This window comes from Streptomyces sp. Ag109_O5-10 (genome assembly GCF_900105755.1).
GTDB lineage: Bacteria > Actinomycetota > Actinomycetes > Streptomycetales > Streptomycetaceae > Streptomyces.
In genome coordinates, this window is the sequence record NZ_FNTQ01000001.1 from 3784395 (window position 1) to 3806211 (window position 21817).

At 70.7% G+C, this 21817-nt stretch carries 20 protein-coding genes; 7 read left to right on the plus strand and 13 right to left on the minus strand.

Annotation, left to right across the window (positions count from 1 at the left end; all coding sequences use genetic code 11):
- Positions 1-3: 3 nt before the first annotated feature.
- Together rplC and rpsJ are read right to left on the minus strand one after the other, a co-directional pair.
- Positions 4-648 carry a 50S ribosomal protein L3 gene (gene rplC, locus BLW82_RS17270; protein ID WP_062706771.1) on the minus strand — a complete coding sequence of 215 codons (645 nt, stop codon included), beginning with the start codon at positions 646-648 and terminating at the stop codon, positions 4-6.
- 16 nt (positions 649-664) lie between these two features.
- Positions 665-973, minus strand: a complete 309-nt coding sequence (gene rpsJ / locus BLW82_RS17275; RefSeq protein WP_003948644.1) for a 30S ribosomal protein S10 — start codon at positions 971-973, stop codon at positions 665-667.
- A 539-nt stretch (positions 974-1512) separates the two neighbouring features.
- Here rpsJ and BLW82_RS17280 point away from each other — a divergent pair.
- Complete coding sequence (locus tag BLW82_RS17280) at positions 1513-3165, plus strand: RNA ligase family protein (protein ID WP_093499645.1); 1653 nt, start codon at positions 1513-1515, stop codon at positions 3163-3165.
- A 3-nt stretch (positions 3166-3168) separates the two neighbouring features.
- On the plus strand, positions 3169-6243 hold the full coding sequence (locus tag BLW82_RS17285) for a poly(A) polymerase (protein ID WP_093499646.1): 3075 nt from the start codon (positions 3169-3171) through the stop codon (positions 6241-6243).
- A 180-nt stretch (positions 6244-6423) separates the two neighbouring features.
- On the opposite strand, the gene BLW82_RS44450 is transcribed toward BLW82_RS17285, so the two are convergent.
- From BLW82_RS44450 to BLW82_RS17295, 3 genes are all read right to left on the minus strand, one after another.
- Complete coding sequence (locus BLW82_RS44450) at positions 6424-6591, minus strand: hypothetical protein (RefSeq protein ID WP_177232979.1); 168 nt, start codon at positions 6589-6591, stop codon at positions 6424-6426.
- Between the two features lie 24 nt (positions 6592-6615).
- Positions 6616-7362 carry a hypothetical protein gene (locus BLW82_RS17290; protein ID WP_093499647.1) on the minus strand — a complete coding sequence of 249 codons (747 nt, stop codon included), beginning with the start codon at positions 7360-7362 and terminating at the stop codon, positions 6616-6618.
- A gap of 115 nt (positions 7363-7477) precedes the next feature.
- Positions 7478-7999, minus strand: a complete 522-nt coding sequence (locus tag BLW82_RS17295; protein WP_143063674.1) for a hypothetical protein — start codon at positions 7997-7999, stop codon at positions 7478-7480.
- Between the two features lie 483 nt (positions 8000-8482).
- On the opposite strand from BLW82_RS17295, the gene BLW82_RS17300 reads away from it, so the two are divergent.
- The gene (locus tag BLW82_RS17300; RefSeq protein WP_093499649.1) at positions 8483-9424 is read left to right on the plus strand and encodes a DNA-binding protein; all 942 of its coding nucleotides are present in this window, start codon (positions 8483-8485) and stop codon (positions 9422-9424) included.
- A gap of 198 nt (positions 9425-9622) precedes the next feature.
- On the opposite strand, the gene BLW82_RS17305 is transcribed toward BLW82_RS17300, so the two are convergent.
- The 5 genes from BLW82_RS17305 to BLW82_RS17325 all read right to left on the minus strand — a co-directional run bounded on the left by BLW82_RS17305 (position 9623) and on the right by BLW82_RS17325 (position 16604).
- A complete protein-coding gene (locus tag BLW82_RS17305) occupies positions 9623-10213 on the minus strand; it encodes a hypothetical protein (protein ID WP_093499650.1) in 591 nt (196 codons plus the stop codon).
- A gap of 28 nt (positions 10214-10241) precedes the next feature.
- Positions 10242-10709, minus strand: coding sequence for a hypothetical protein (locus BLW82_RS17310; RefSeq protein ID WP_093499651.1), 468 nt, complete (start codon positions 10707-10709; stop codon positions 10242-10244).
- A gap of 3 nt (positions 10710-10712) precedes the next feature.
- Positions 10713-15368 (minus strand): RHS repeat-associated core domain-containing protein, encoded by a 4656-nt coding sequence (locus BLW82_RS17315; protein ID WP_093499652.1) that lies wholly within the window; start codon positions 15366-15368, stop codon positions 10713-10715.
- Between the two features lie 116 nt (positions 15369-15484).
- On the minus strand, positions 15485-15784 hold the full coding sequence (locus BLW82_RS45495; RefSeq protein WP_256215844.1) for a hypothetical protein: 300 nt from the start codon (positions 15782-15784) through the stop codon (positions 15485-15487).
- Between the two features lie 172 nt (positions 15785-15956).
- The gene (locus tag BLW82_RS17325) at positions 15957-16604 is read right to left on the minus strand and encodes a hypothetical protein (RefSeq protein WP_093499654.1); all 648 of its coding nucleotides are present in this window, start codon (positions 16602-16604) and stop codon (positions 15957-15959) included.
- Positions 16605-16683: 79 nt separating this feature from the next.
- Here BLW82_RS17325 and BLW82_RS17330 point away from each other — a divergent pair, with 79 nt between their 5' ends.
- Positions 16684-17031, plus strand: a complete 348-nt coding sequence (locus tag BLW82_RS17330; RefSeq protein ID WP_093499655.1) for a hypothetical protein — start codon at positions 16684-16686, stop codon at positions 17029-17031.
- A 65-nt stretch (positions 17032-17096) separates the two neighbouring features.
- On the opposite strand, the gene BLW82_RS17335 is transcribed toward BLW82_RS17330, so the two are convergent.
- The 3 genes from BLW82_RS17335 to BLW82_RS17345 form a co-directional block, all read right to left on the minus strand.
- Entirely contained in the window at positions 17097-17591 is a 495-nt protein-coding gene (locus BLW82_RS17335; protein ID WP_093508096.1) for a hypothetical protein, read from the minus strand.
- A 653-nt stretch (positions 17592-18244) separates the two neighbouring features.
- Positions 18245-18472: a DUF397 domain-containing protein gene (locus BLW82_RS17340; RefSeq protein ID WP_093499656.1), complete on the minus strand. Its 228-nt coding sequence runs from the start codon at positions 18470-18472 to the stop codon at positions 18245-18247.
- A complete protein-coding gene (locus BLW82_RS17345; protein ID WP_093499657.1) occupies positions 18469-19344 on the minus strand; it encodes a helix-turn-helix domain-containing protein in 876 nt (291 codons plus the stop codon). The genes BLW82_RS17340 and BLW82_RS17345 overlap by 4 nt, the downstream gene beginning before the upstream one ends.
- Before the next feature lie 156 nt (positions 19345-19500).
- Between BLW82_RS17345 and BLW82_RS17350 the strand changes: the two genes are divergently transcribed.
- The 3 genes from BLW82_RS17350 (at position 19501) to BLW82_RS17360 (ending at position 21549) form a co-directional block, all read left to right on the plus strand.
- Entirely contained in the window at positions 19501-19935 is a 435-nt protein-coding gene (locus BLW82_RS17350) for an ATP-binding protein (RefSeq protein ID WP_093499658.1), read from the plus strand.
- Between the two features lie 346 nt (positions 19936-20281).
- Positions 20282-21082, plus strand: a complete 801-nt coding sequence (locus BLW82_RS17355; RefSeq protein ID WP_256215845.1) for a helix-turn-helix domain-containing protein — start codon at positions 20282-20284, stop codon at positions 21080-21082.
- A complete protein-coding gene (locus BLW82_RS17360; protein WP_093499660.1) occupies positions 21079-21549 on the plus strand; it encodes an FkbM family methyltransferase in 471 nt (156 codons plus the stop codon). The genes BLW82_RS17355 and BLW82_RS17360 overlap by 4 nt, the downstream gene beginning before the upstream one ends.
- Positions 21550-21817: the final 268 nt, after the last annotated feature.

Consider the following 21817-nt stretch of genomic DNA (forward strand, 5'->3'; position numbering starts at 1 on the left):
ACCTCAGGCCCCCTTGGCCGCGGTGCGGACCAGGACGAGGCCGCCGTTCGGACCGGGAACCGCGCCCTTGATGAGCAGCAGACCCTTCTCCGCGTCAACGGCGTGGACGGTCAGGTTCTGGGTGGTGACACGCTCGTTGCCCATGCGACCCGCCATGCGGAGGCCCTTGAACACGCGGCCCGGGGTGGCACAGCCACCGATGGAACCGGGCGAGCGGTGCTTGCGCTGGGTGCCGTGACCGGCGCCGAGGCCCTTGAAGTTGTGACGCTTCATGACACCGGCGAAGCCCTTGCCCTTGCTCTTGCCGGTGACGTCGACCTTCACGCCGGCCTCGAAGACCTCGGCGGTGACTTCCTGACCGAGGGTGTACTCGGAGGCGTCGGCCGTACGGATCTCGACGAGGTGACGGCGGGGGGTGACGTCGGCCTTGGCGAAGTGGCCCTTGAGGGGCTTGTTCACCTTGCGCGGGTCGATCTCGCCGAAGGCGATCTGGACCGACTCGTAGCCGTCGACGTCGTTGGTACGGACCTGGGTGACGACGTTGGGGCCGGCCTTGACGACGGTGACCGGAACAACACGGTTGTTCTCGTCCCACACCTGCGTCATGCCGAGCTTCTCGCCCAGGATGCCCTTGATCTGCTTAGCCATTCTCAGATCACCGGCCTCAGAGCTTGATCTCGATGTCGACACCGGCCGGAAGGTCGAGTCGCATCAGAGAGTCAACGGTCTTGGGGGTCGGGTCGAGGATGTCGATCAGGCGCTTGTGGGTGCGCATCTCGAAGTGCTCGCGCGAGTCCTTGTACTTGTGCGGCGACTTGATGACGCAGTACACGTTCTTCTCAGTGGGCAGCGGCACCGGGCCCGCGACCGACGCACCAGTGCGGGTCACCGTCTCGACGATCTTCTTCGCCGAGGAGTCGATGACCTCGTGGTCGTAGGCCTTGAGCCGGATGCGGATCTTCTGTCCCGCCATGGCTACTCAGTAGTCCTTCTCTGCACGCTCTGGAACCCGGCGGTTCCGCCTACCTTCTCCGACCCACGCGGTCGGGCGTGTCGCGCTCCCGCTGACACAGATGCCCCTTGTTCGAACATCCCTGCGGGGAATGCACACGGCCCTTCCGGAACCGCAAGCCGGGGGCGGAAGGCCCACCGGGTGCCTGGCCGGTGCCGCACCGCACTTCCCGAAAGATTCCCGTACGTCCGCCCCAGTGCTGCCGTAGTGGCAGTTAGGACGACGAGTACTGTGGGACTCGCTTCCGGTCCTCCCGGCGGGAGGCGCGCAGCATCAACACTCGACCGAGCAACTCCGACAGTCTGCCACAGAGGGTGGGGGGCTGGCCAATCGGGCCGGGGAGCATACCCCCGGAGTGACGCACGTCAAACCCGGGCCCTCCCCCGCGGCGTTCCCGAGAGACTCGGCCGGGTCCCGGCCGCACCGAAACCCGCTCGCCCGCCGTGGCCCGACGCCCCTACGCTGAGCAGGCACGACGGCTGTCACGGGGGACGTTCACCATGCGTACGCACTATCCACGGACCCGGCATCTGCCGTGGTCGCCCGGCGCGAGCGCCGACGACCTCCGGGTCACCGACCTGTCCGGCCTGCACGGCCGCGAGGTCGTCGTGACCGAGAAGCTCGACGGCGAGAACACCACACTTTACGCCGACGGCCTGCACGCCCGTTCGCTGGACTCGGCCCACCATCCCTCCCGCACCTGGGTCAAGGCACTCCAGGCCCGGATCGGCCACGCCCTCCCGGAGGGGTGGCGGGTGTGCGGGGAGAACATGTTCGCCCGGCACTCGATCCCGTACGACGACCTGGTGAGCTATTTCTACGGCTTCTCGGTGTGGGACGGGGAGGGCCGCTGCCTGGACTGGGACCGCACGGTGGTCTTCCTGCGCGGGCTCGGCGTTCCCGTCCCCCGGGTGCTGTGGCGGGGCGTGTTCGACGAGCGGGCGCTGCGCGCTCTGCGGCTGGATCCCGAACGGCAGGAGGGATACGTCGTCCGGGTCGCGGACGGGTTCGCCGCGCAGGAGTTCGGGGAGCGCGTGGCCAAGTGGGTGCGGGCGGGACATGTGCGGACGGACACGCACTGGATGCACGCGGCCGTCGTCGAGAACGGGCTCGGGGCCGGGGCGGCCCTGTGGGCGGTGCGATCGGGAGCGGCGGTCGACGTGCGGGCGCTGGAGGAGGCCGTGGGACTGCCCGGTGAGGGGGACGCACGGGCCGTCGGCCGCTTCGATCCGGCGGGACGGTCCGGGGACGACCTGCTGGCCGGCGTCCTGGCCGCGCTGCTGCACGGGGTGCGGCGGGGGCGGCTGGCGGCACGGCTCGCCACGGTGGCGGGCATACCGCTCGCCCGCCGGGTCGCCGACCTCGTGGGGCTGCAGCCGTCGCTGCACCGGCCGTATCCGGACGAGGACCGGCGGGCCGGTCTGGTGCGCCTGTCGTACGCCGCCGACCTGGGCCTGCTGCACGCGGTTGCCCGGGCCACCGCGCACACGGACGCGGCGCGCGAGCAGGTGGAGTGGTCGGCGCTGCACGCCGAGGACGTGCGGAGCCTCGGGCTGCGGGAGGCGTTCGCGGAACTGCCGGCCGACACGGCCGCCCGGTGCCGGGCCGAGGCCCGGGAGGCGTACGCGCTGGGGCGGATCGGCAGTGCCGACGAGGCCGTCGCCGCGACCTGGCGCTGGCGGTCCGGCGCGTTCCCGAAGCTGGTGCAGACGGTCGGCCCGGCCGGCAGCGGCAAGAGCACCTTCGCACGGGGGCTCCCGGACGTGGACGCGTACGTCTCCCTGGACGACCTGCGCGAGGCGCGCGGCTCACGCGCCGACCAGCGGGCCAACGGCGAGGTCCTCCGCGAGGGTCTCGGCCGGCTGGACCGGGCCCTGGCCGGCGGCGGGACCGTGGTGTGGGACGCCACGTCCCTCACCAAGCAGCAGCGCTCGCTGGTGCACGGGATCGCCCACCGCCGTGACGCCCTGATCACGCACGCCGTGGTCCTGGTCGACGAGGACGAGCTGGTACGGCGAAACACCCGCCGCGAGCACCCGGTGCCGCCCGACGTGCTCACCGGCCAGCTGCGGCGCTTCGTCCCGCCGTATCCCGGCGACGCTCACCGCACCTGGTACGTCGGGGCGAGCGGGACCGTCGAGGAAGAGGTCTGACGCGTGCGTACGAGCGAGGAGATCTACCACCGGGTGCGCTGGGACGCGCGTTTCGATCCGGCCCGCTTCGTCCTGGGCGTCCTCCAGCGCGGCGCCGCGCCCAAGCGGGTCCCGCTGCCCGCGTTCGTGCCTGGGGGCGAGATCCCCTGGCACCGGGTGCTGTTCATCGAGGCCGACGGCGAGGTGGTGTGGGACCGGGCCGCGGGGCTGGACCGGATCGACGCGACGGAGGCGGGGCGGGTTCGCGAGGCCCGGCTGCTCCGCGCGCCGTTCTTCACGGCCCGTACGCCGTACGCGTGGGACGGCGCGGACTGGGGTCCCGCCCCCTCTCGACGCGGGGACGCGTCCGGCGGTGGGCGGGAATCCGGCGGCGTGCGGGTACTGACCTGGAACACCCTCTGGGACCGGTACGACGCCGACCGCATCGACAGCGCCCGGCGCAGGCCTCTCCTGCTGCGGGCGCTGCGCGACGCGGACGTGGACGTGATCGCGTTGCAGGAGGTCGAGGCGGAACTCCTCGCCCTCCTGCTGGACGAGGACTGGGTGCGGGCGGGCTGGACCCTGGGCACGGACCCGCGCGGGCGGGACGTCGACACGTGCGGTCTGCTGCTCCTGAGCCGGCTCCCGGTCATCGAGGCCGCGCACCACGAACTGGGCCCGCACAAGGCGGTGACCGCCCTCGTCGTGGAGGCGGGCGGACGTCCCGTGGTCATCGCGGCGACCCATCTGAGCAGCGACCACTCGGAGAACGGCGCCGACCGCCGCGAGGCCGAACTCACCCGCATCGCCGAGGGCCTGGCGGGCGTGGACGCCGATCTGCTCGTGCTGGGTGACTTCAACGACGGCGGCCACACACCGCAGCTGACGCTGGGCCTGCGGGACGCGTGGAGCGAGGTGCACGGCGCCGACGACACGACCCCGACCTTCGACCCGGGCAGCAATCCGCTGGCCGCGATCTCCTCGCTGACGGGCCGGGCCTCGCGGCTGGACCGGGTGCTGCTGCGCGGGGAGGGGCTGCGGGCACGGCGCGCCGGACTGTGCGGTGACGTGCCGTCGGCGGAGGGGACGTTCGTCTCCGACCACTACGGTGTCCTGGCCGAGTTCGCGGTGGGCGCTCCGGAGACGGACGCCCTGGAGTCACTTGCCGAAGGACCGACGCCCCGCACGGCGCTGGCGTGGCTCCCGCCCGAGGAGCTGTGGGCCCCGCTGCAGGAGATCCGCCGGGACCACGACCCGCAGATCCGACGCTGGCCCCCGCACGTGAACCTGCTCTTCGGATTCGTACCGGAACACACCTTCGAACGGGCGGCGGCGGTGCTCGCGACGGCCGCCACCGCTCCCTTCGACGCCCGCCTGGAGGGGGTGCAGTGGTTCGGCCACCGGGACGACGCGACCGTCTGGCTCGACCCCGCCGCCACGGGTGAGGAGCCCTGGGCCGACCTGCACCGCACACTCCTGCGCCACTTCCCCCGCTGCGGCGGCCGCCGCAGCGGTTTCACCCCCCACCTCAGCCTGGGCCGCACCACCGACCCGAACGCCCTGGCCGACGCCTGCGCGGCCCGGCTCGCCCCGATGCCAGTCAGGGTCGGCGAACTGGCGCTGCTCTCGCGGCGCGGGGACGAGCCGATGCGGGTGCGGGCCACGGTGACGCTGGGGACGGGCGAGGTGCGGTGGGCGGAGGAGGCCGCTCGGGGCGGGGCGGAGGACGAGGACACGGTGACGCGGGTGGCCGAGGAGGCCGCTCGGGGCGGGGCGGAGGACGAGGACACGGTGACGCGGGTGGCCGAGGAGGCCGCTCGGGGCGGGGCGGAGGACGAGGACACGGTGACGCGGGTGGCCGAGGAGGCCGCTCGGGGCGGGGCGGAGGACGAGGACACGGTGACGCGGGTGGCCGAGGAGGCCGCTCGGGGCGGGGCGGAGGACGAGGACACGGTGACGCGGGTGGCCGAGGAGGCCGCTCGGGGCGGGGCGGAGGACGAGGACACGGTGACGCGGGTGGCCGAGGAGACCACCCGCCGCATCGAGGACGCGTTCCCCGAGGCCGTCGTACACGTCGTCGGCTCCCGGCGCATGGGCTGCGCGCTGCCCGGTGCGGACCTGGACCTGGTGGCGGCGCTGCCCGGCACGGTGGGACTCCCCGCCGTACGGGCACGGTTGGCGGCGGCTCTCCCCGAGGCGACGGACGTGCGCGAGGTGGTCGGGGCCCGCGTACCCGGTCTGCGGCTGCGGATCGACGGGCTGGACGTGGACCTGCTCGTGGTCACCACAGGTGCGACGGACCCCGCGGAGGCGGTTGCGCGCCGGACCGAGCTGGGCGAGGCGGCCGCGATCGCGCTCAGCGCGGTGAGCGACGCCGACGCGGTGCTGGCCTCGGTGGGCGGGCGCGGGCCCGCCTTCGCCCTGCTGGCCACGCGGGTCAAGGCCTGGGCGAAGGCCCGGGGCCTGGACTCGGCGCCGTTCGGCGGCCTGCCGGGCCTGGCCTGGTCCGTCCTGGCCGCCCGCGCCACGGCCGAGGCCGGCGACCTCGCGCCGGGCGAGCTCCTACGGCACTTCTTCGCGACCTGGGCGGCCTGGGACTGGCGGGAACCGGTGGGCCGGACACCCGATCCGACCCAGCCCCTCCTCCCCCTCACCGTCACGACCCCCTCCGCCCCCGTACGCCCCTGCACCGACCAGGTGACGGCGGGCATGCGTGACCTGGTGGCCCAGGAGCTGTTCCGGGCCTGGGAGTTGCTGGAAGGAACCACGGACCCCTACCCCCGGGCCGAACTCATCGCCCCGCCCCCGCTCCACCGCCGCCACGCGGCCTGGGCGGTCCTGACCGTGGGCCGGGACGCGGACGAGGGCCGGGTGCGGGGCAGAATGCGAGCCCTCCTCACCGACCTCTCCACGTCGGTCCCCGACTGCCATGCCTGGCCCCGCCCCTTCACCACGAACCCGGTCCGCTACGCCATCGGCCTGGGCTCCGCCCCGCCGACCGCCGGCCGGCTCGCGGCTCTCGCGGAACGCCGACTGCGCGGCCTGACCGGAGTCACACTGACGCGGGCCGAGGGGGGCGGCGTACCCACCTTGCGCTGACGCTCGGCGTCGGACAGGGCGCGATCAGAATCCCCAGGGGTCGGGGTGAGGCTTGGCCGCCGGGTCCTCGGACCAGGTCAGGCGGTTCACCGCCCAGACGCTGCCAGCGCATCAGCCGGCTCTGGTCCGTCCCGTTCAGACGCAGCGTTTCGTAGTCGCTCCTCGGCCCCTGGGGATACGTCACAGGAACCGCCTCGCCGCCTCGTGGGGCACGGAAGAACCGCGTTCCCGCAGGATCCACTCGCAGGTGTCGGTCGGCACCGTATGGTCGTCCCGCCAACCCGCCCGGCGCAGCGCACCGTCGGTCTCCGGGGACCAGGAACAGGTCTGGTCGTAACCCATGTCCATACCAGCCCCCTCACGCTCAGTTGATCAAGAACGCGACCGGCGCAGGGTCTCCGCCACCGTGGGCAGAAGCTCGTCGAGCCCCAACTCCTGCCTCCCGCACGCATCGGAGAGCACCCACGTGCCGGTCGGGTCCCATTCCACACGCCGTACGTCACCGGCGTGGTTCTCGTACTCCACGAACCCGCCGGGAGCGTTCCTCAGCTCCGCGATCTCGGCCGGCAGAACCTCGGGCCCGGCCAGGGCCCGCCCCGGGTTGTTGCTGCCGCCCCCGGTACGCGGGTTGTCGTAGCGCATCTTCAGGAACGGCACGGGCCCGCGGCCGATGTCCGCGGTGGGCAGCATCTTGTGATACCTGGCCTCTGCCTCCTCCAGTGTCTCCCGCCCCGAGAACTCGCATCGGTACGCGGGAAAGACGATGGTGGTCAGAGGCATGAGGTCGGGGATCCGGACCCGGTGGTGGCCGTGCACTGCGGGAACGGTGGCCGCGACGGCGTCGAAGGAGTATCCGAGCGCCTCGAAGCCGCCGACGCAAGTCAGGAAACGTCCCTCGACGATCAGCTCCGCCTCGTGCGCGCGGGCGAAGGCCAGGACCGCACCCGCCAGCGCCTCGTCGTGCCTGCGCACCTGGTTCATCTGGAGAAGCCGGGTGCCGTCGGCAGTCAGCGCCCCCGCGAAGTTCAGCACCGGGTTCAGACGCCACGTCCAGGCACAGTCGAGGCCGTCGATCGGCGTGGCCCGCGGGAACGCGGTGACGGTGGACTGAAGATCCATGGTTTATTCGGGGGCGTCCCCATCTCCTTCGCGCTGTCCCGGAAGTACTCGGCCATGCCCTCGTCGAGGTCCATCAGGCTTTCCGCCCATCAGACGCCGGCGACCTCGGGGCGCGTCACGACCAGTCGTCGTCCTCGTCGTCCTCGTCGTCGGCATCCGGGGTGTCCTCGCGCAGTACGACGACGAGTTGGACGGGCGCGTCGGTGTCACTGTGCTTGATCCCGGCCAGAACGACCTTGTCCGCGAGGAGCCACGCCCGGTGGTCGATGAAGTCCTCGTCACCTGTCAGATCCCGGTCCGACTCCTGGAGCCGCGGTCCGAGGACTCCGGATGTCAGCTGCGAGACGACCGCCGGGAGTTCTGCCGCCGCCGCGTCGTAGAGCTCTTCGATGTAGGTGTCCGGATCCGGCCGCTCGTCCTCGACATCGCGGTGCCAGAGAGTGAACTGCACCTCCACAGGCGCGTTCCCCTGCACCCATGCGCTGGCATCGTCGCGCCGCCAGGTGGTGGCCCATGCCTTCGCGGGGTTCCTGCGCTCCCCCGTCCACCCGGCGCCGGTGAGGACTCCCTCCACGGCCTGGCCGCTGAGTTCGTCAAGATTGGACAGCCGACTCAATTCACCGCTTATGTCAACCATGTAACTCATTCCGCATTCCGACCGGCGCGGTCGCGCCGAGCCACGCTCTCACGGCCCTTCAAAACGACGAGGCTGTGGGACTGACGGTCAGCGCAGACTCTCCTCCACCAGCGCGCTCGCCGACCGCTGGGGCGTGGCCCACGGGCCCGCCCCGCGCAAGGCCGTCTGGGCCGAAGTCGATGTCCGCCCCACCGGATCGCGGCGGGTCACGTCCCGGTACCCCACAACCCGGCCCGACGCGTGATCAAAGCTTTTCCGGAGACCCGGGGCAAGTACCCCTCCAAACCCTCCCCGCCCCACCGATCCCCCACAGCAACCCTGGTCACCCGGAAGAGTGGTGATCCCCAACTCGGCTGGATTTCGGCCCGGTTCGCTGGCATATGCTCGCCCCGACCGACCACAACCGCAGACATGCGACGGCCCCCGCCGGGACTGCAATCCCAGTGCGAGGGCCTGACCACCGAGGAAGAATCGAGCTTCCCGATGGGTACCCAGAACTCTAGCGCGCCCGCGTGCGCCCAGCCGCTGAATCCCCGCGGCGTCACCCACATCAACACCCCGCACACCACCCGCTTCACGATCGTCGGCAACCATCTCGCCCAGCATCGGAAGCTCTCCCTCACCGCGATCGGGCTCGCCGTCCACATCCAGTCGCTGCCCGGCCAGTCCCGCGTCGACATCAAGACCCTCGCCGGCCGCTTCACCGAGGGCGAGACCCGTATCGCCGCCGCCTTGCGCGAACTCAAAGCCCACGGCTACCTGGCCCAGGTCCGCGAACGCCTCTCCAACGGCAGGTTCGTCACGCACACGGTGTCGTACAACCAGCCCCAGCCCCTGACAGCCTCGACACCGTGCCCCGATGCGCTTCCCGACTGTCCACCCCAGCCCGCCGAACCTCGGGACGCTCTCCCACCACCCCGGCAAGAAGCACCCCCGGCACAAAGAACCGGCCCCGAACCCAAGACGGCCCCTGAGCCCGCCTCCGAGCCCGCGACCAAACCCCCTCTCCCCGAACCCCGAACGCCCGACATCGAACGCCACCGCACCGCCGCCGCCCTGCTCGCCACGCTCCACCACGACGACCGCCGCCTCGTCCTGCCCGAACGGGACGTCCGCCGTCTCACCCCCGCCGTCGCCGCCTGGCTGGAACGTGGCGTTTCCTCCGAGGCCGTACGCCACAGCCTCACGGCGAACCTCCCGCCCAAGCCCCGCCACCCAGCGGCCCTACTGGCGCACCGCCTCACGGAGTGCCTGCCGCCTCCCGCACCGACCCCTCCGTCATCTCTGTCATCGGGTGAGACCCACGCTGTCCCTTCCCCGCTGCACAGCTGCGAGGGCTGCGAGCGCGCGATCCGCACACCCGCACCAGGGGCCTACTGTCGTGCATGCCGTGAGGCGGGGCTGGACATCAACGCAGCCGCGTGAGCTCCCTTTTCTCCCCGAAGAATCGAAGTCTGTACTGGGAGCATCGACACATACCGAGCCGCGAGATCATCTCGGTCACAACGTCCCGGACACAGTCGGCCGTGCCTTCGTTGAGATCCACCAGCTATTCCCCCCCGGAGACGCCGGCGGTGTCGGGGCGCGTCACGACCAGTCGTCGTTGCCGAGGCTCGCTTTCGGTCAGAATCCCCAGGGATCGGGATGGGGCTTGGCCGCGGGCTCCTCCGACCAGGTCAGACGGGCCTCGATCTGGTCCATCGTGAGGTCGAGCAGCCGGTCGACGGCCCAACCGTTCCACTGGACGGCACGAGGGAACTGCGGCAGGCGGAACGCAGGCAGCCGGGTCGGCAGTGCCTCGGGACGGTACACCGGCTTCTTGATCTCGCCGTTCCGCTTCGGCCTGGACGACCTGCGGAGATCGAGGCAGTCGACCACCTGGTCGACGAGGAGAAGGACGTAGTCGTCGCCCTTGCCGTTGCGGATCTCGACGGGGACCAGGCTTCCGGCCGACAGCAACTCGTCCCCGAACCCCTCGGCCAGACGGCGGCTGAGCACAGGCGCTCCGGGACTGCCGCTGGGGAACTCGCTCCTGGGCGCGGAGTCGTCCATCCATTCGGCACGCAGCCCGGTCGGCCGGCCCGAATCGTCCCCGCTCCGCTGCCACCGCATGAGCCTGCTCTGGTCGGGACCGTCCAGACGCAGCGTCGCGTAGTCGCTCAGGCTCGGCAGGAGCCGGTAGACGGCCAGATTCCGCTGCGGCACGTCAGACATCGCGCCGGTACTCACCGCACGCCCGAGTTCATGAAACGACGGCGTCGACCCTCACCGGCAGTTCCGTGTCGTCCTGGACCGCACCGACGAGCAGCGACCGACGTCCCAGGCCCCAGGCCCGCTGCTCGATGTAGTCGATGCCCACCGTCTGGCCACCGTCCAGTCGGGCGAGGCGCCCGGCAAGGACACCGGTCTCCACCTCGTGTGCGATCCGCCCGACTACCTGCGCGGACTCGTCGTACAGCGCTTCCAGCGCGTCGAAGCCGGCCTCCTCGTCGACCTCGCGCTCCCACAGGGTGACAGCGAGGCGCACCTGTGGAGCGTCCCCCTCGATACCCGCCAGGAGGTCGTTCTTGCGCCAGACACGGGGGAACGCGGCGCCCGTCACCTGGCGCGCCACGCCCCAGCCCAGCCGTTCCAGGACGGCACCGATCCCCTCTCCCGTCAGGCTCTCGTCGTCGGCCAGGAGCTCCAGAACTGCAACGACCTCGTCCACGCCCTAATCCATTCCGTTTCCCGGCACGTGGAAGACGTTCAGCCTTCCATCGGCGAATTCGTCTGGGAACTTGCTGCTGAAAAGATCCCGGAGGTGCTCGGCTCCCTCCGGGTAGGAGGTGGCATACCGCACCCCCTTGCCGCCCAGTCCTTCGTTCAGCGCCAGGAGCTTCTCGGCCTGACTGGTGATCCGGTCCTCGTCGTAGTGACGATGCGCAGGATTGTACTGAGACGCCGCCCACTCACCCGGATGGTCACCACCGGTCCACTTCGCCTCGACGATGAAGCCGTCCGCGGTGGGACCACCGTCCACGTGCACCTCCCGGCCGTCTCCGAGGCGCCACACCTGCTCGTAGTCCGTGTGCGTGACGAACCGTTGGTAGCGGAACGAAACGCGTTGCAGCATTTTGTCGGTCATCCACTGGATGCCCACGAACGTCGGGCACCGCTGCAGGCCGAGCGGATCCACCCAGAGATGGGGATTGGAGACGTAGGCGTAGTGGTCGGGCCCTGCCTGGAGCCCGAGCGGGTCGGGGGTCAGAAAGCGGACGCTGTGCGGGTCGTAGTAGCGGTGGAAGTTGTAGTGGAGGCCGCTTTCCTCGTCCGCGTACTGCCCGGGGAAGCGGAGCGGGCACGACAGCCCGCCCGCCGCCGCCGTGTCGGGGGCGTCCTCGTCGCCCCAGAGACCGGACCTGCCCCGCCACCGCACCGCGCCGTCCAGACCGATCAGTTCGACAGGCGTGCCGACGACGTCCGTGACGATGGCGAAGAACCGCTCGTCGACTTCCTCCTGCGGCAGCTCGCGCGACCGTGTCCGCTCCGCCTGTGCCATCGGCCGGTGCGTACCTGGCTCGTACTCCCACGTGACCGTGTGCTCGCCCGCGTCGCTCCAGCGGGACTGCTCGGCCAGGCGCTGGCCGTCCCAGGTGAACGCGGTCCGCTCGATGACCTGCCCGTCCTCGGCATGGCACCGCTTCTCCGTGCGGCGTCCGAACGGGTCGTAGTCATAGCTCCAGCGACGCCCGTCGGGGCCGGTCATGCCAGTGAGCCGATCGTCCGCGTCCCAGCTGAACGACCACGCCCGGCGGCCCCCGGACAGTGTCCGCTGCACCAGTCGGGTGACCCGGCCCTGGCCGTCGTACGAATACGACCTCCTGCCCGCTCGACGAACCTGGTTCCCGGCATACGTGTGCCGGGACTGCTCTCCGTCCGCTCGGCCCGTGAGTGACGAGGACGAGGACGTCGGGTTGCCCGCTGCGTCGTACGCGTAGCGTTCGTGCCAGGAATCACCGTCGACCGCCACGACGCGACCGCGCTCGTCGTGCCGGAACTGCTGCCGGCCACCGTGGAGGTCGCGTGTTTCGGTCAGTCGGTCACCAGTTCCGTACACATAGTCGCGACGGCTGACGACCCGGCTCTCGTCGCCGAGGCCGTGGCCGTCAGGTGCCCGCAGCACATGGGACGTCATGCGGCGGCATTCGTCCCAGTGACGCTCCATGCGGAGGGAATCGCCGAAGTCCCGGACCACCTCTTTGCCGTCTTCGTCGTGCCGGAAGACGATCTCGCGGCCGGCGCTCGAAAGCCTCGACGGCAGACTCCGCTTCGAGTACTCCCACCGGCTCTCCGCTCCGGACGGCGTCCTGCGCACCGTGCGGCGGCCCAGTCGGTCATAGGCGTGACTGATGGTCCGGCCGTTGGTCGTCTCGCTCAGTACCCGTCCGAGCGGATCGCGCTCCGCCTCCACGACGACATCGCCGCACCGGGCCCGGTACACCTGTCCGCTCGGCGTGTAGGAGAACGTCGTCAAGGACTCCGCGGTGGTCTTGACGACGACTCTGCCCACCGCGTCACGCTCGTAGGACGTAACCTGCCCGGCGCCATTGGTGCGCCGGGCGAGTCGGCCGGCGGCATCGTACGAATAGGTCAGCGTGCGGCCGTTGAAGTCGGTCTCCGACTCCAGGAGCCCCGTGACGCCGAATCGGTACTCCCACGCGAGGCCCTGCTCGTTCGTAACGCCTACCAGTCTGAGTTCCGTGTCGTAGCGGAAATGCCGCTGCCGGCCGTCGGCATCGGACCGCCAGGCAGGAAGATCGAAATGGGTGTACCCGAAACGGGTGACAGAGCCGGTGGGATCCGTGTGGCGCACGAGACGCCCCTCGGCGTCCCAATCCCAGGCCTCCCTAGCGCCGTCGGGCGTGGTCCGCGACAGGGGCTTGCCCTCGACGTTCCAGGTAAGGCGGGTCACGTTGCCCAGAGCGTCGCGGATCTCGGAGACCCGGCCGAAAGCGTCCCGGGTGTGCTGCACGGTGCCGCCGAGGGGATCGACCGACTTCACGGGAAGCCCACGTGCATCGGTCTCGACCCTCGTGACCGCTCCGGCCGGATCGGTGATCCCGGTCAGCGCTCCCTTGCCGTCGTAGGTGAACCGGGTCGTCTCCCCGAGTGGAGTGGTGACCGACGTGCGGTTGCCACGGTCGTCGTAGGCGTAGGACCAGCAGGAGCCGTCGGCGGCCTCGGTCAGCACCGGAAGGCGCTGCTCATTGAACTCGGCCCGAGCGGTGGTGCCGTCGGCGCTCGTGATGCCGACCAGGTTTCCGGCCGCGTCGTAGGCGTAACGGGTGCGGTTGCCCAGGGCATCGGTATACCCCACCAGCCGGTCTCGGCGATCCCACTCGTATCGTGTGACGTTCCCGAGCGCGTCGATGACCGCCGTCCGCTGCAGCCGCTCGTTGTACTCGTGCACGGTGGCCTGTCCGGCCGAGTCGGAGTACACGGTCCGGCGCGCATCGCGGTCGTACGTGAGCCGGCAGTCGAGGAACCCGTCCGCGCCCGTGCCGCGTACGCAGCGGTCCTCTTCGTCGTACTCGAACTCGTACCAGGAACCGCACCGGTCTTCCCACCTGGTGATCCTCCCCCGGTCGTCATAGGCATACCGGAAGGGCAGGCCGGAGGAGTTGTACACATGGACCAGGTCGCCATCGCGGTAGGCGTAGCGCACCAGAGTCGCGTCGTCCGAGCCGGTCGCTTCCGCCAGCCGCAGCGATGCGATACGCCCGGCCTCCGTCTCGATCGCGACGCGGTACCCCCCGCTGTGGTGCAGAGCCACCGGCTCCCCGGCGGCCGAGTACTCGATGTCGAGGCGATGTCCGTTGCGGTCGCTCCGGCTGCGCAAGGAAAACACCGTGCTGCCGTCGGCCCCCGGCGCACCGTCCGGCTGGAACACGCGGTTGACCCCGGTCTCCGGATCCATGATGGTCATCGGCCCGCCGGGATGTCCGTCCCACTCCAACGGCCAGCGAGGGCCTTCCAGCGGATACACGGGGTCACCAGGCGTCGGACGGGGGTAGGCGAGCAGCATTCCGTCGTCCGAGGCGAAGGCGATCCCCTGGTCGTCCATCTCCAGTCGTTCGTCGAGCGTTGATGCCCAGGACGGACCGAACCACCTGCCGTAGTTGTAAGTGGACAGATGAGTCCGTTTGACTTCGAGCGGCAGGATGCCCGGCAAGGTCACATCTGAAGCGACCATGAGCATCTCGCCCGACACCAGGTCGATCGGATCGCCGCCCGGGCAGCGCCCTGCGAGAGCCTTGCCTCTGGCGACCAGATCCGTCATCCCGGAGCGCAGACTGGTCAGGCCACGGGTCCCGAGCCCCCGCACGGCCTCGGCCATGCCCTTGAGCCCCAGCTTGCCAAGTCCCCGCATGCCCTTGGCGAGTTTGCCAAGGCTGGTGATGCCCTTGCCGCCGGGTATGCAGTCCAGCGCGGCGAACGCGACGTCCCATAGGGACGCTTGGCCTTTGGAGTATTTGTAGAGCGTGTCCGCGAGCACCACGAGCGCGGCCACCAGCACGATCGCGCCGAGGATCGGCCCGCCGATGATCATCGCGATGATCCCGACGACCGCGACGACGACCTTGCAGACGGTGACGATGGTGTCCCAGTTGTCCTCGAACCAGTGCCCGACGTCCTGCCACCAGTGTCGGTTCGGTATGCCCGCGTCGGAGGCCTCGTCGATCTTCCGCTTCGCCTCCCCGGCCGCGTCGTCGCGCATCTTCCGCGCGTCCTCGGCCATCTTCTTCGCGGCGTCCAGGGCACTCTGGGCGGTGGTGACGTCCGACTGGGCCTGAGTATGGGCGGACTTGGCGCTCTGCACGTCCCGGGTGGCGGCCCGCACCTTGCCCTCGTCGGGCTTGTCGGCGTCGGACTTGCTGCCGGTGGGGTCGTCCTTGTACTTGTCGGCTTCCTTCGTCGCCCGCGTCACCCAGGAATCGGCTGAGGAGAGACGGGACTTGGCGGAGGACAGGTCCGACTGGGCCTCCTTCGCCTTGGTGAGGGCCTTGTCGGCCAGCGCCTGCGCCCGCTCCAGCTTCGGCCAGTAGTCGGCGAGGGCGTCGCCGCACAGCTCGTAGGACTTCTTCAGCTTCTTCAGGTTCTTCGGAACGTCCTTGAACTGCTCCTTGAACACCTCCGCCGACTTGCCCGCCCATTGCAGGAGGGTGTCCTCGCCGGCCATGCCCTTGACCAGACGCAGCGCGTCGGAGACGTCGTCGGCGAAGGTGTGCAGCTGTGCTGCGAGGGTGCGGACGCGTTGTGGGTCGCCGGGGGTGGGGTCCTTGTCGAGGTCGAGTGGATGCCAGTCCGCCGGTCGGTACCCCGCCATGATCCCGCAACCCCCGTCGCGTACGCCTCATCAACAAACCTGTGCACACGCGAACTTACAAGGAACGGCCGTTCGAGGTGAAGACCGACGGTCGAGTCGGCCGTGCCGGCAGGGGCTCAGCGTCGGCGTCCGCGCAAGGTCCGCCGGCCGTCCTGGACGGCGTCCACGGAGCGGAGCCACCAGTGCTCCAGCGTGCCGCGCACGGTCACGTACACCCACCGGCGCTTGAACCACGGCGGCAGGTCCCGGAACGGCACGAAGGCGAGCGTGTCGCCGATCGCGTCCCCGGCCGGACCGCCCGGCCCCTCGGCGCGCAGCGCGGCGAACAGCTCGGGAGTCAGCCGGCGGTTGAGGCGGGCCGCGGTGCCCGCCGCGGTGCAGGCGTAACCCCGCTCCTCCTGGTCCGGGAGTCTCATCGCCCTCACGATCCGGGGGGACGCCTCCCCCAACGGACAGTTGAGAGCCAGCCCGATCACCGCCGTACCGAGGTGATCCTCGCCGCGCTCGAACGCGGCGTCCCACTCCGCAGGGTCGGCGAGCCCCAGCAGACCCTCGCCGGTCCGCCACCGCGCCTCCCACCGCAAAGGGTCAGTCCGCGAACCGGAACGTCGACGTGATCGCGTCGAAGATGTCGAAGAAGGAGTCGGCGAGGTCGAGGACCTGGCTGCTGCCGGCCACCAGGGCGACCTTGCCCTCCTGGCCGGGGACCGGGATGAAGGTCTGCATCAGGATGGCGCGGATCGTGCGACCCAGGCTGTCCTCGGGGATCGGGATGTCCTCGATGCCGTAGGTGCGGGCGGCGGGGCCGACGCCGGGGATGTCGACGGTCGTCACCTTGCGCCAGGAGTCGCCCTCCCTATGGGCCTCCTTGGGGGCGAGCTGGGCGGCGATGGCGGCCGGGTCGTTGGAGAGCGGCGCGCCCTCGCGGGTACGGCCGCCGACCAGCGACACCGTGACCGAGCCCGTGATCGGCGTGTCCCCGCCGAAGCTCTCCGCCATGCAGCCGCAGTACATCGCGCCCGACTTCCACGCGTCGGCCGCGGACTTGCGCAGGAAGCCGACGTACGTGTCCCGGTACTGCGCCAGCTCCGGGTGCTGGGCGATGCGCTCGTTCACCATCCGCCGGATCGAGTCGTCCCGCGACTCCGGCCGCACGTCGAACTCCCACCACGACTCCGGCACCTTGATCCGGAAACCGCCGCGCTCGATCGTCAGCGTCTCCATGTAGCGGGCCATGCTGTACGCCACCCCTCCCCCGATGATCTGATATACGGTGCGGCCCAGACTACGAGACGCGCGAACGGGGGACGGTCACGTGGGCAACGGCAAGAGCGATCTCGCCATACCGCTGAGCGAGCTTGAGGACTACGGCCGCAAGCTGCGCTCCATCAAGGAACGCCTCAACCACACCAAGAAGATGTTCGAGTCCTACCGGGACGACGTCGGCAGCGGCACGGTCTACGACGCCCTCGACGACTTCGAGTCCAACTGGCACGACGGCCGCGAGGACATCACCAAGCAGATCGACTCCCTCGCCGACATGTCCGACACCGTGGTCCGCGAATTCAAGAAACTGGACGACGACCTCGCGAAGAAGGCGAAGGACGCGGTGCGACCGGAGGGCCAGCAGCAACAGGGTGGTGGCGGGAACAAGGCGGAGTAGAGGGCCCTGGGCCCTCCCTCACGTCGGTCGCGGTGACTCCGGCGGCGGAGGTCCGTTTCGACGCCTCACGGGTGAGCTGACCTGCCGACGTCGTCCACCTCCACATTCCAGGCCTTCGGCAGGTCGCTGCCGCAGAAGACGCGGACGAAGTCGCCCTCCCGGACGATGTTGTGCTCCGCGCAGGCCGGGCAGCGGCGGAACACCACCTCGTGGGTGAAGGCGGCGGGGCGGCGGAGCGGGATGCCGTCGAGGGCCCGGGCCACCGCCGGCCAGGACGTGACGTCGGGGCAGTAGCCCGTCGACTGGTTGCCGACCTCGCTCGCCGCCCACTGACCCGCCTCGCGCACGAAGGTGATCTCCCCGGCGCCGAGTACGGCCGCTCCGCCCGCGCAGGCCACGTGTTCGCTGCGGCGGGGCGCGAGACATAGCAGCCCGTCGGCGCCGACGACGTACGTGAACGGCTCGGCCAGCTCCGCCGGTGACTGCCGTGCGGCCCACGACTCGAAGTCGGCCACGGAGGCGATCCGGGTGCCGGGTCCGCCCCCGGATCGCCGTGCCATGACGGCGAGTTCGGCGGGGCCGACGTAGCGGTAGCCGCGCTCCGGCGGGCCGCCGCCGAGCAGTTCCTCCAGCGTCCCGTCGTACGACCGGAGCCCCGCCTTGACGTGCTCCGCAGTGGACGAGTCCGGGCGGAGCACCGACGGCGGATGGGCGACTCGCCACATGCGGTGGACGTGGTGCGGGGTGACGTTCCCGGCCGGGTCCGCCAGGGCGCCGGCGGCGGTGAGGATCTCGATGACCTGAGGCGCACCGGCAGTGGCGTCCGTGCCCGCGTCGAGGGCCGTCCGCACCAACATGTCCAGGAACTCGGTCAGTTGGAGGTCAGCAGCCATGCGGCACGTGCGGCGTACGACCGGCGGCGACGGGTCGTGCAGGCTCTCGACCCCCGTCACTCCGGCCGACCAGAGGACGAGGAGCCGCGCGGACAGGTCGTAGTCGTGGAAGTAGGCCATCTCGTCGGCGATCGCCGTCGCCTCGTCGCGGTCGAAGCCGCAGAGCGCGCAGACCGCGGCGAAGAGACGGTCCCACTGCTGCCGTCTGCCCGCCAGGAACGCGCCGACCGAGACATCCGCGAACGACCAGGTGCCGGTGGCGTTCAGCGCGCCCACGGCGACGACCGCCCCCAGCGGCGCGAACAACTCGCGGGCGTACCTCACTCGCCGGCGGCGGCCGCGTGGGAGAGGAAGGCCGTCCAGGTGACGGGCGGGAAGGTGAGGTGGGGGCCGCGGGAGGGGGTCGCGGTGTTCTTGGAGTCGCGGATGTGGACGGTGGCGGGGCTGACGGCGACTTCGACGCAGGAGTCGCCTTCACTGCTGCTGCTGTAGCTGCTCTTGAACCACGTCAGACCGGAGGCGTCCTCGGCCGTGGTCTTGCGGATCATGTCTCCCCCAGCAGTTGTTCGATGAAGGCCGTCGACTCACGCGGCGTGAGCGCCTGCGCCCGGATGATGCCGTACCGCAGTTCAAGGATACGGAGTTGCTTCGCATCGGACACCGGTCGGCCGTTGGCCACTGCTACCGAACGCCCCACCGCCGAGCCGTCCTCGGACTTCAGCACCTCGATTCCGCCGGCCAGTCCCGCGTGCTCCTCACGATCCATCGGCATCACCTGAAGTTCGACGTTCCGCAACTGCGCCACTTCCAGCAGGTGTTCCAGCTGCTGACGGAGCACCGTCCGCCCGCCGAGCGGACGCCGGAGCGTCCACTCCTCCAGAACGAAGCTGAGTTCGGGCGCCGGGTCCCGCTCGAAGACGGCCTTGCGGGCCACGCGCGCGGCGATGAACCGCTCCACCTCGTCCCCGGTGTACGCCGGGCGACGCATCAGGAGCAGCCCGCGCGCGTATTCGGGTGTCTGGAGCAACCCGTGGATGTTGAGCGGGTCGTAGAGCTGGAGCTCGACCGCCCTGGCCTCCAGCTGCGCCAGGTCACGCACCTTCTTGGGGTACCGGACCCGCCGTACGTCCTCCTTCATCGCCGAGAGCAGCCCCTCCGCCCCCAGCACCTCGTCCGCCCTGTCCAGATACTCCGGCCGGGGAATCCGCTTTCCACCCTCGATCTTGTAGACCATGTCCTCGCCGTACCCGACCGCCACCCCGAACTCGGCGGCCCGCATCCCCACCGCCTCCCGCCGCAGCTTCAGCTGCCGCCCGACGGTCGCGATGACCGCGACGCCCCAGTCGTCATCGGGATCCACCTCCCAACCCGGCTCGTCCGCCTCGTGCTTGAGCCGCACCACCGCACCGTCCACACTCATGCCGCATCCCTCCGTCGTACGACCGTGCCTCGACGACGCCCTACCCGTACGCCCGTGTCCGACAGCCCGGACAGCACCGGACAAGCAGCGGACAGTGACCGTACGCAACGGCTCCGTCACTGTTCACGGTAGGCATGGGCGGCCACGCTGAGTGACGTGAATCAGGAAATCTCCACCCCCCTCGCCTGCCCGATCCGCAACTACAGCGTGTTGCTGTCGCCCACGCGCAGAGGAGCCCGGCTGGCGCGGCTGCTGGCGACCGAGCAACTGCGGTCGTGGGGACTGCCGTCGGAGGACGCGGCGCACGTCGTCGCGGAACTGGCGACCAACGCGGCGACGCACGGGCGGACGGCGGGCCGGGGTTTCCGGTTGTTGATGTACGTCGTCGGGAACACGGTCCGCATCGAGGTCACGGACACCTGCGAGGAGCGCCGCCCCCGCCTGCACCTCCCCTCCGGGGAGGACGAGACCGGCCGCGGACTGGTGATCGTCGAGGCCCTCGCCGACCGCTGGGGCGTCTCCCTCGGACCCCGCCCCCGCAAGACCGTCTGGGCCGAGCTGACCGTCACGCGGTCCGCCGCGACACGGTGACGCCCGCCGCCAAGTAGTTAAAAACCCCCAGGGAAATTCCCCTCCCCAACCCCACCCGCCTCCCCGCCGCCGCCTGTCACTCTCCGGAGTGAACATGGCCAACTGGGCTGGATTCGGTGCCGGTTGCCCGGCATATGCTCGCCGCGACAACACCGAGTGACGGCCGGGGCAACACACGGTCACCCGTCACTCGCGACGCACATACGACGGCCCCCGGCCGGGAGTAGCGATCCCGATCGAGGGCCTGACCACCTAGGAAGACTGCAACTTCCCGATGGATGCAGAGCACACTAGCGCGCCCTCGCGCGCCAGGTCAGCCGTTCCCGGCTCGAACCCCTCGTACGGGGTGACCCACGTCAACGTCCGGCTCACCACGCGGTACACGGTGGTCGACAACCGCCTCCTCCAGCACCGCGAACTCTCCCTCACCGCGATCGGCCTCGCCGGCCACATCCAGTCGCTGCCGACCGGCGCCCGCGTGGACATCAGGTCGCTGACCGCGCGCTTCCCCGAGGGCGAGGTACGGATCGCAGCGGCACTGCGCGAACTGGAAGCGCAGGGCTACCTGTCCCGGACCCGCGAGCGGCTGCCGAACGGCCGGGTGGTCTCGCGGACGGTGTCGTACAACCGGCCGACGGGGGCGGAGGAGGTACGAGAGGTTACGCCGCCACCCGTACCGCCAGCGCCACCGGTGCCCGGCCCCGATCGGACGCATCCCCCGGCACCGGCATCGCCGCCGCGCCCGCCGAAACCACCTCTGCCGGAACCCACGCGCGGCACCCCCGACCCGCGGCACACGGCCACCACCCTCCTCTCCCGCCTCCACCACGACGACCCCCGCCTGCTCCTCCCCGAACGCGAGGTACGACGGCTCGCCCCGGCGGTCGACGCCTGGCTGGAGCGCGGCGCCTCGCCCGAAGCCGTACGCCGCACCCTCACGTCCTGCCTCCCGGTCGGTCAGCTTCTCCACCCGGCGGGCCTCCTGGCCCACCGCCTCACGGAGCACCTGCCACCGCCACCACCGCCCGCCCCGCCGCGTCCGCTCCCCTTCCAGGACTGCGACGGCTGCGACCGCCCGTTCCGCGCGGCGGAGCCCGGCCGCTGCCGGGACTGCCGCACCCACCAGCCGCTACCGAGAGCGGCATGACCAGCCCAATCCCTACGCCGAGAGGTCCCGAGCGGAACGTCAAGCTCCACCAGGCCGGCGTCTCCAGCGAGCCCGGCCGGGCCGACATCACCGTCCGTTTCTCCGGGAACCTGCTCTCCACCGGCTCGCCCCTGGAGGGCGGCGCCGCCCCCGACGCCCAGCACAAGCGCATCCAACTGCTCACCCTGGACGAGGTGTTCGCCGACACTCCGCTGGACCTCGTCAAGATCGACGTGGAGGGCCACGAGATGTCGGTGCTCCGCGGCGCCCGCCAGGTGCCGAAGCGCGACCGGCCGACCCTGGTGATGGAGGCCCTGGTCGACGCCGCCCTCGACGACCTCATCGCCGAGTTCGACCCCCTCGGCTACGACGTCCACTGGATCGCCGAGCACGACGGCGGGCTGGTGCCCTGGAACAAGCCCCGCCCGCCACACACCCGCAACCTGCTCTTCGCGCCGCGGAACTGAGACCCGCCGAACTGAACTCCGCGGCACTGAGCCCTGCCTCCGGCCGACCCGTCTGCCGGAGGTGCTGGCTCCTCGACGTCCGGCACCGTGACCTCGGCGCTCGACGGCGGACGGATCGCAGCAGCTTGGCGGCCAGGTCCGCGGACAGTTGGGTCGGGGCGCCTCCGGGCAGCAGATCGCGCAGCAGCGCGTGGAGTTGGTTGACCGTGCGCACCCCGGCCTGGGCCAGGTTCACACGCCGTTCGTCCAGGAGAGCCGGCGCCGTTGT

Excerpts from the sequence above, each read along its gene's own strand:
- BLW82_RS17340 (WP_093499656.1), bottom strand. The coding sequence starts at position 18,472 with ATGATCCGCAAGACCACGGCCGAGGACGCCTCCGGTCTGACGTGGTTC.
- BLW82_RS17280 (WP_093499645.1), top strand. The coding sequence starts at position 1,513 with ATGCGTACGCACTATCCACGGACCCGGCATCTGCCGTGGTCGCCCGGC.
- BLW82_RS44450 (WP_177232979.1), bottom strand. The coding sequence starts at position 6,591 with ATGGACATGGGTTACGACCAGACCTGTTCCTGGTCCCCGGAGACCGAC.
- BLW82_RS17360 (WP_093499660.1), top strand. The coding sequence starts at position 21,079 with ATGACCAGCCCAATCCCTACGCCGAGAGGTCCCGAGCGGAACGTCAAG.
- BLW82_RS17325 (WP_093499654.1), bottom strand. The coding sequence starts at position 16,604 with ATGGCCCGCTACATGGAGACGCTGACGATCGAGCGCGGCGGTTTCCGG.
- BLW82_RS17315 (WP_093499652.1), bottom strand. The coding sequence starts at position 15,368 with ATGGCGGGGTACCGACCGGCGGACTGGCATCCACTCGACCTCGACAAG.
- rplC (WP_062706771.1), bottom strand. The coding sequence starts at position 648 with ATGGCTAAGCAGATCAAGGGCATCCTGGGCGAGAAGCTCGGCATGACG.
- rpsJ (WP_003948644.1), bottom strand. The coding sequence starts at position 973 with ATGGCGGGACAGAAGATCCGCATCCGGCTCAAGGCCTACGACCACGAG.
- BLW82_RS17305 (WP_093499650.1), bottom strand. The coding sequence starts at position 10,213 with ATGTCTGACGTGCCGCAGCGGAATCTGGCCGTCTACCGGCTCCTGCCG.
- BLW82_RS45495 (WP_256215844.1), bottom strand. The coding sequence starts at position 15,784 with ATGAGACTCCCGGACCAGGAGGAGCGGGGTTACGCCTGCACCGCGGCG.
- BLW82_RS17300 (WP_093499649.1), top strand. The coding sequence starts at position 8,483 with ATGGGTACCCAGAACTCTAGCGCGCCCGCGTGCGCCCAGCCGCTGAAT.
- BLW82_RS17335 (WP_093508096.1), bottom strand. The coding sequence starts at position 17,591 with ATGGCACGGCGATCCGGGGGCGGACCCGGCACCCGGATCGCCTCCGTG.
- BLW82_RS17295 (WP_143063674.1), bottom strand. The coding sequence starts at position 7,999 with ATGGTTGACATAAGCGGTGAATTGAGTCGGCTGTCCAATCTTGACGAA.
- BLW82_RS17290 (WP_093499647.1), bottom strand. The coding sequence starts at position 7,362 with ATGGATCTTCAGTCCACCGTCACCGCGTTCCCGCGGGCCACGCCGATC.
- BLW82_RS17345 (WP_093499657.1), bottom strand. The coding sequence starts at position 19,344 with ATGAGTGTGGACGGTGCGGTGGTGCGGCTCAAGCACGAGGCGGACGAG.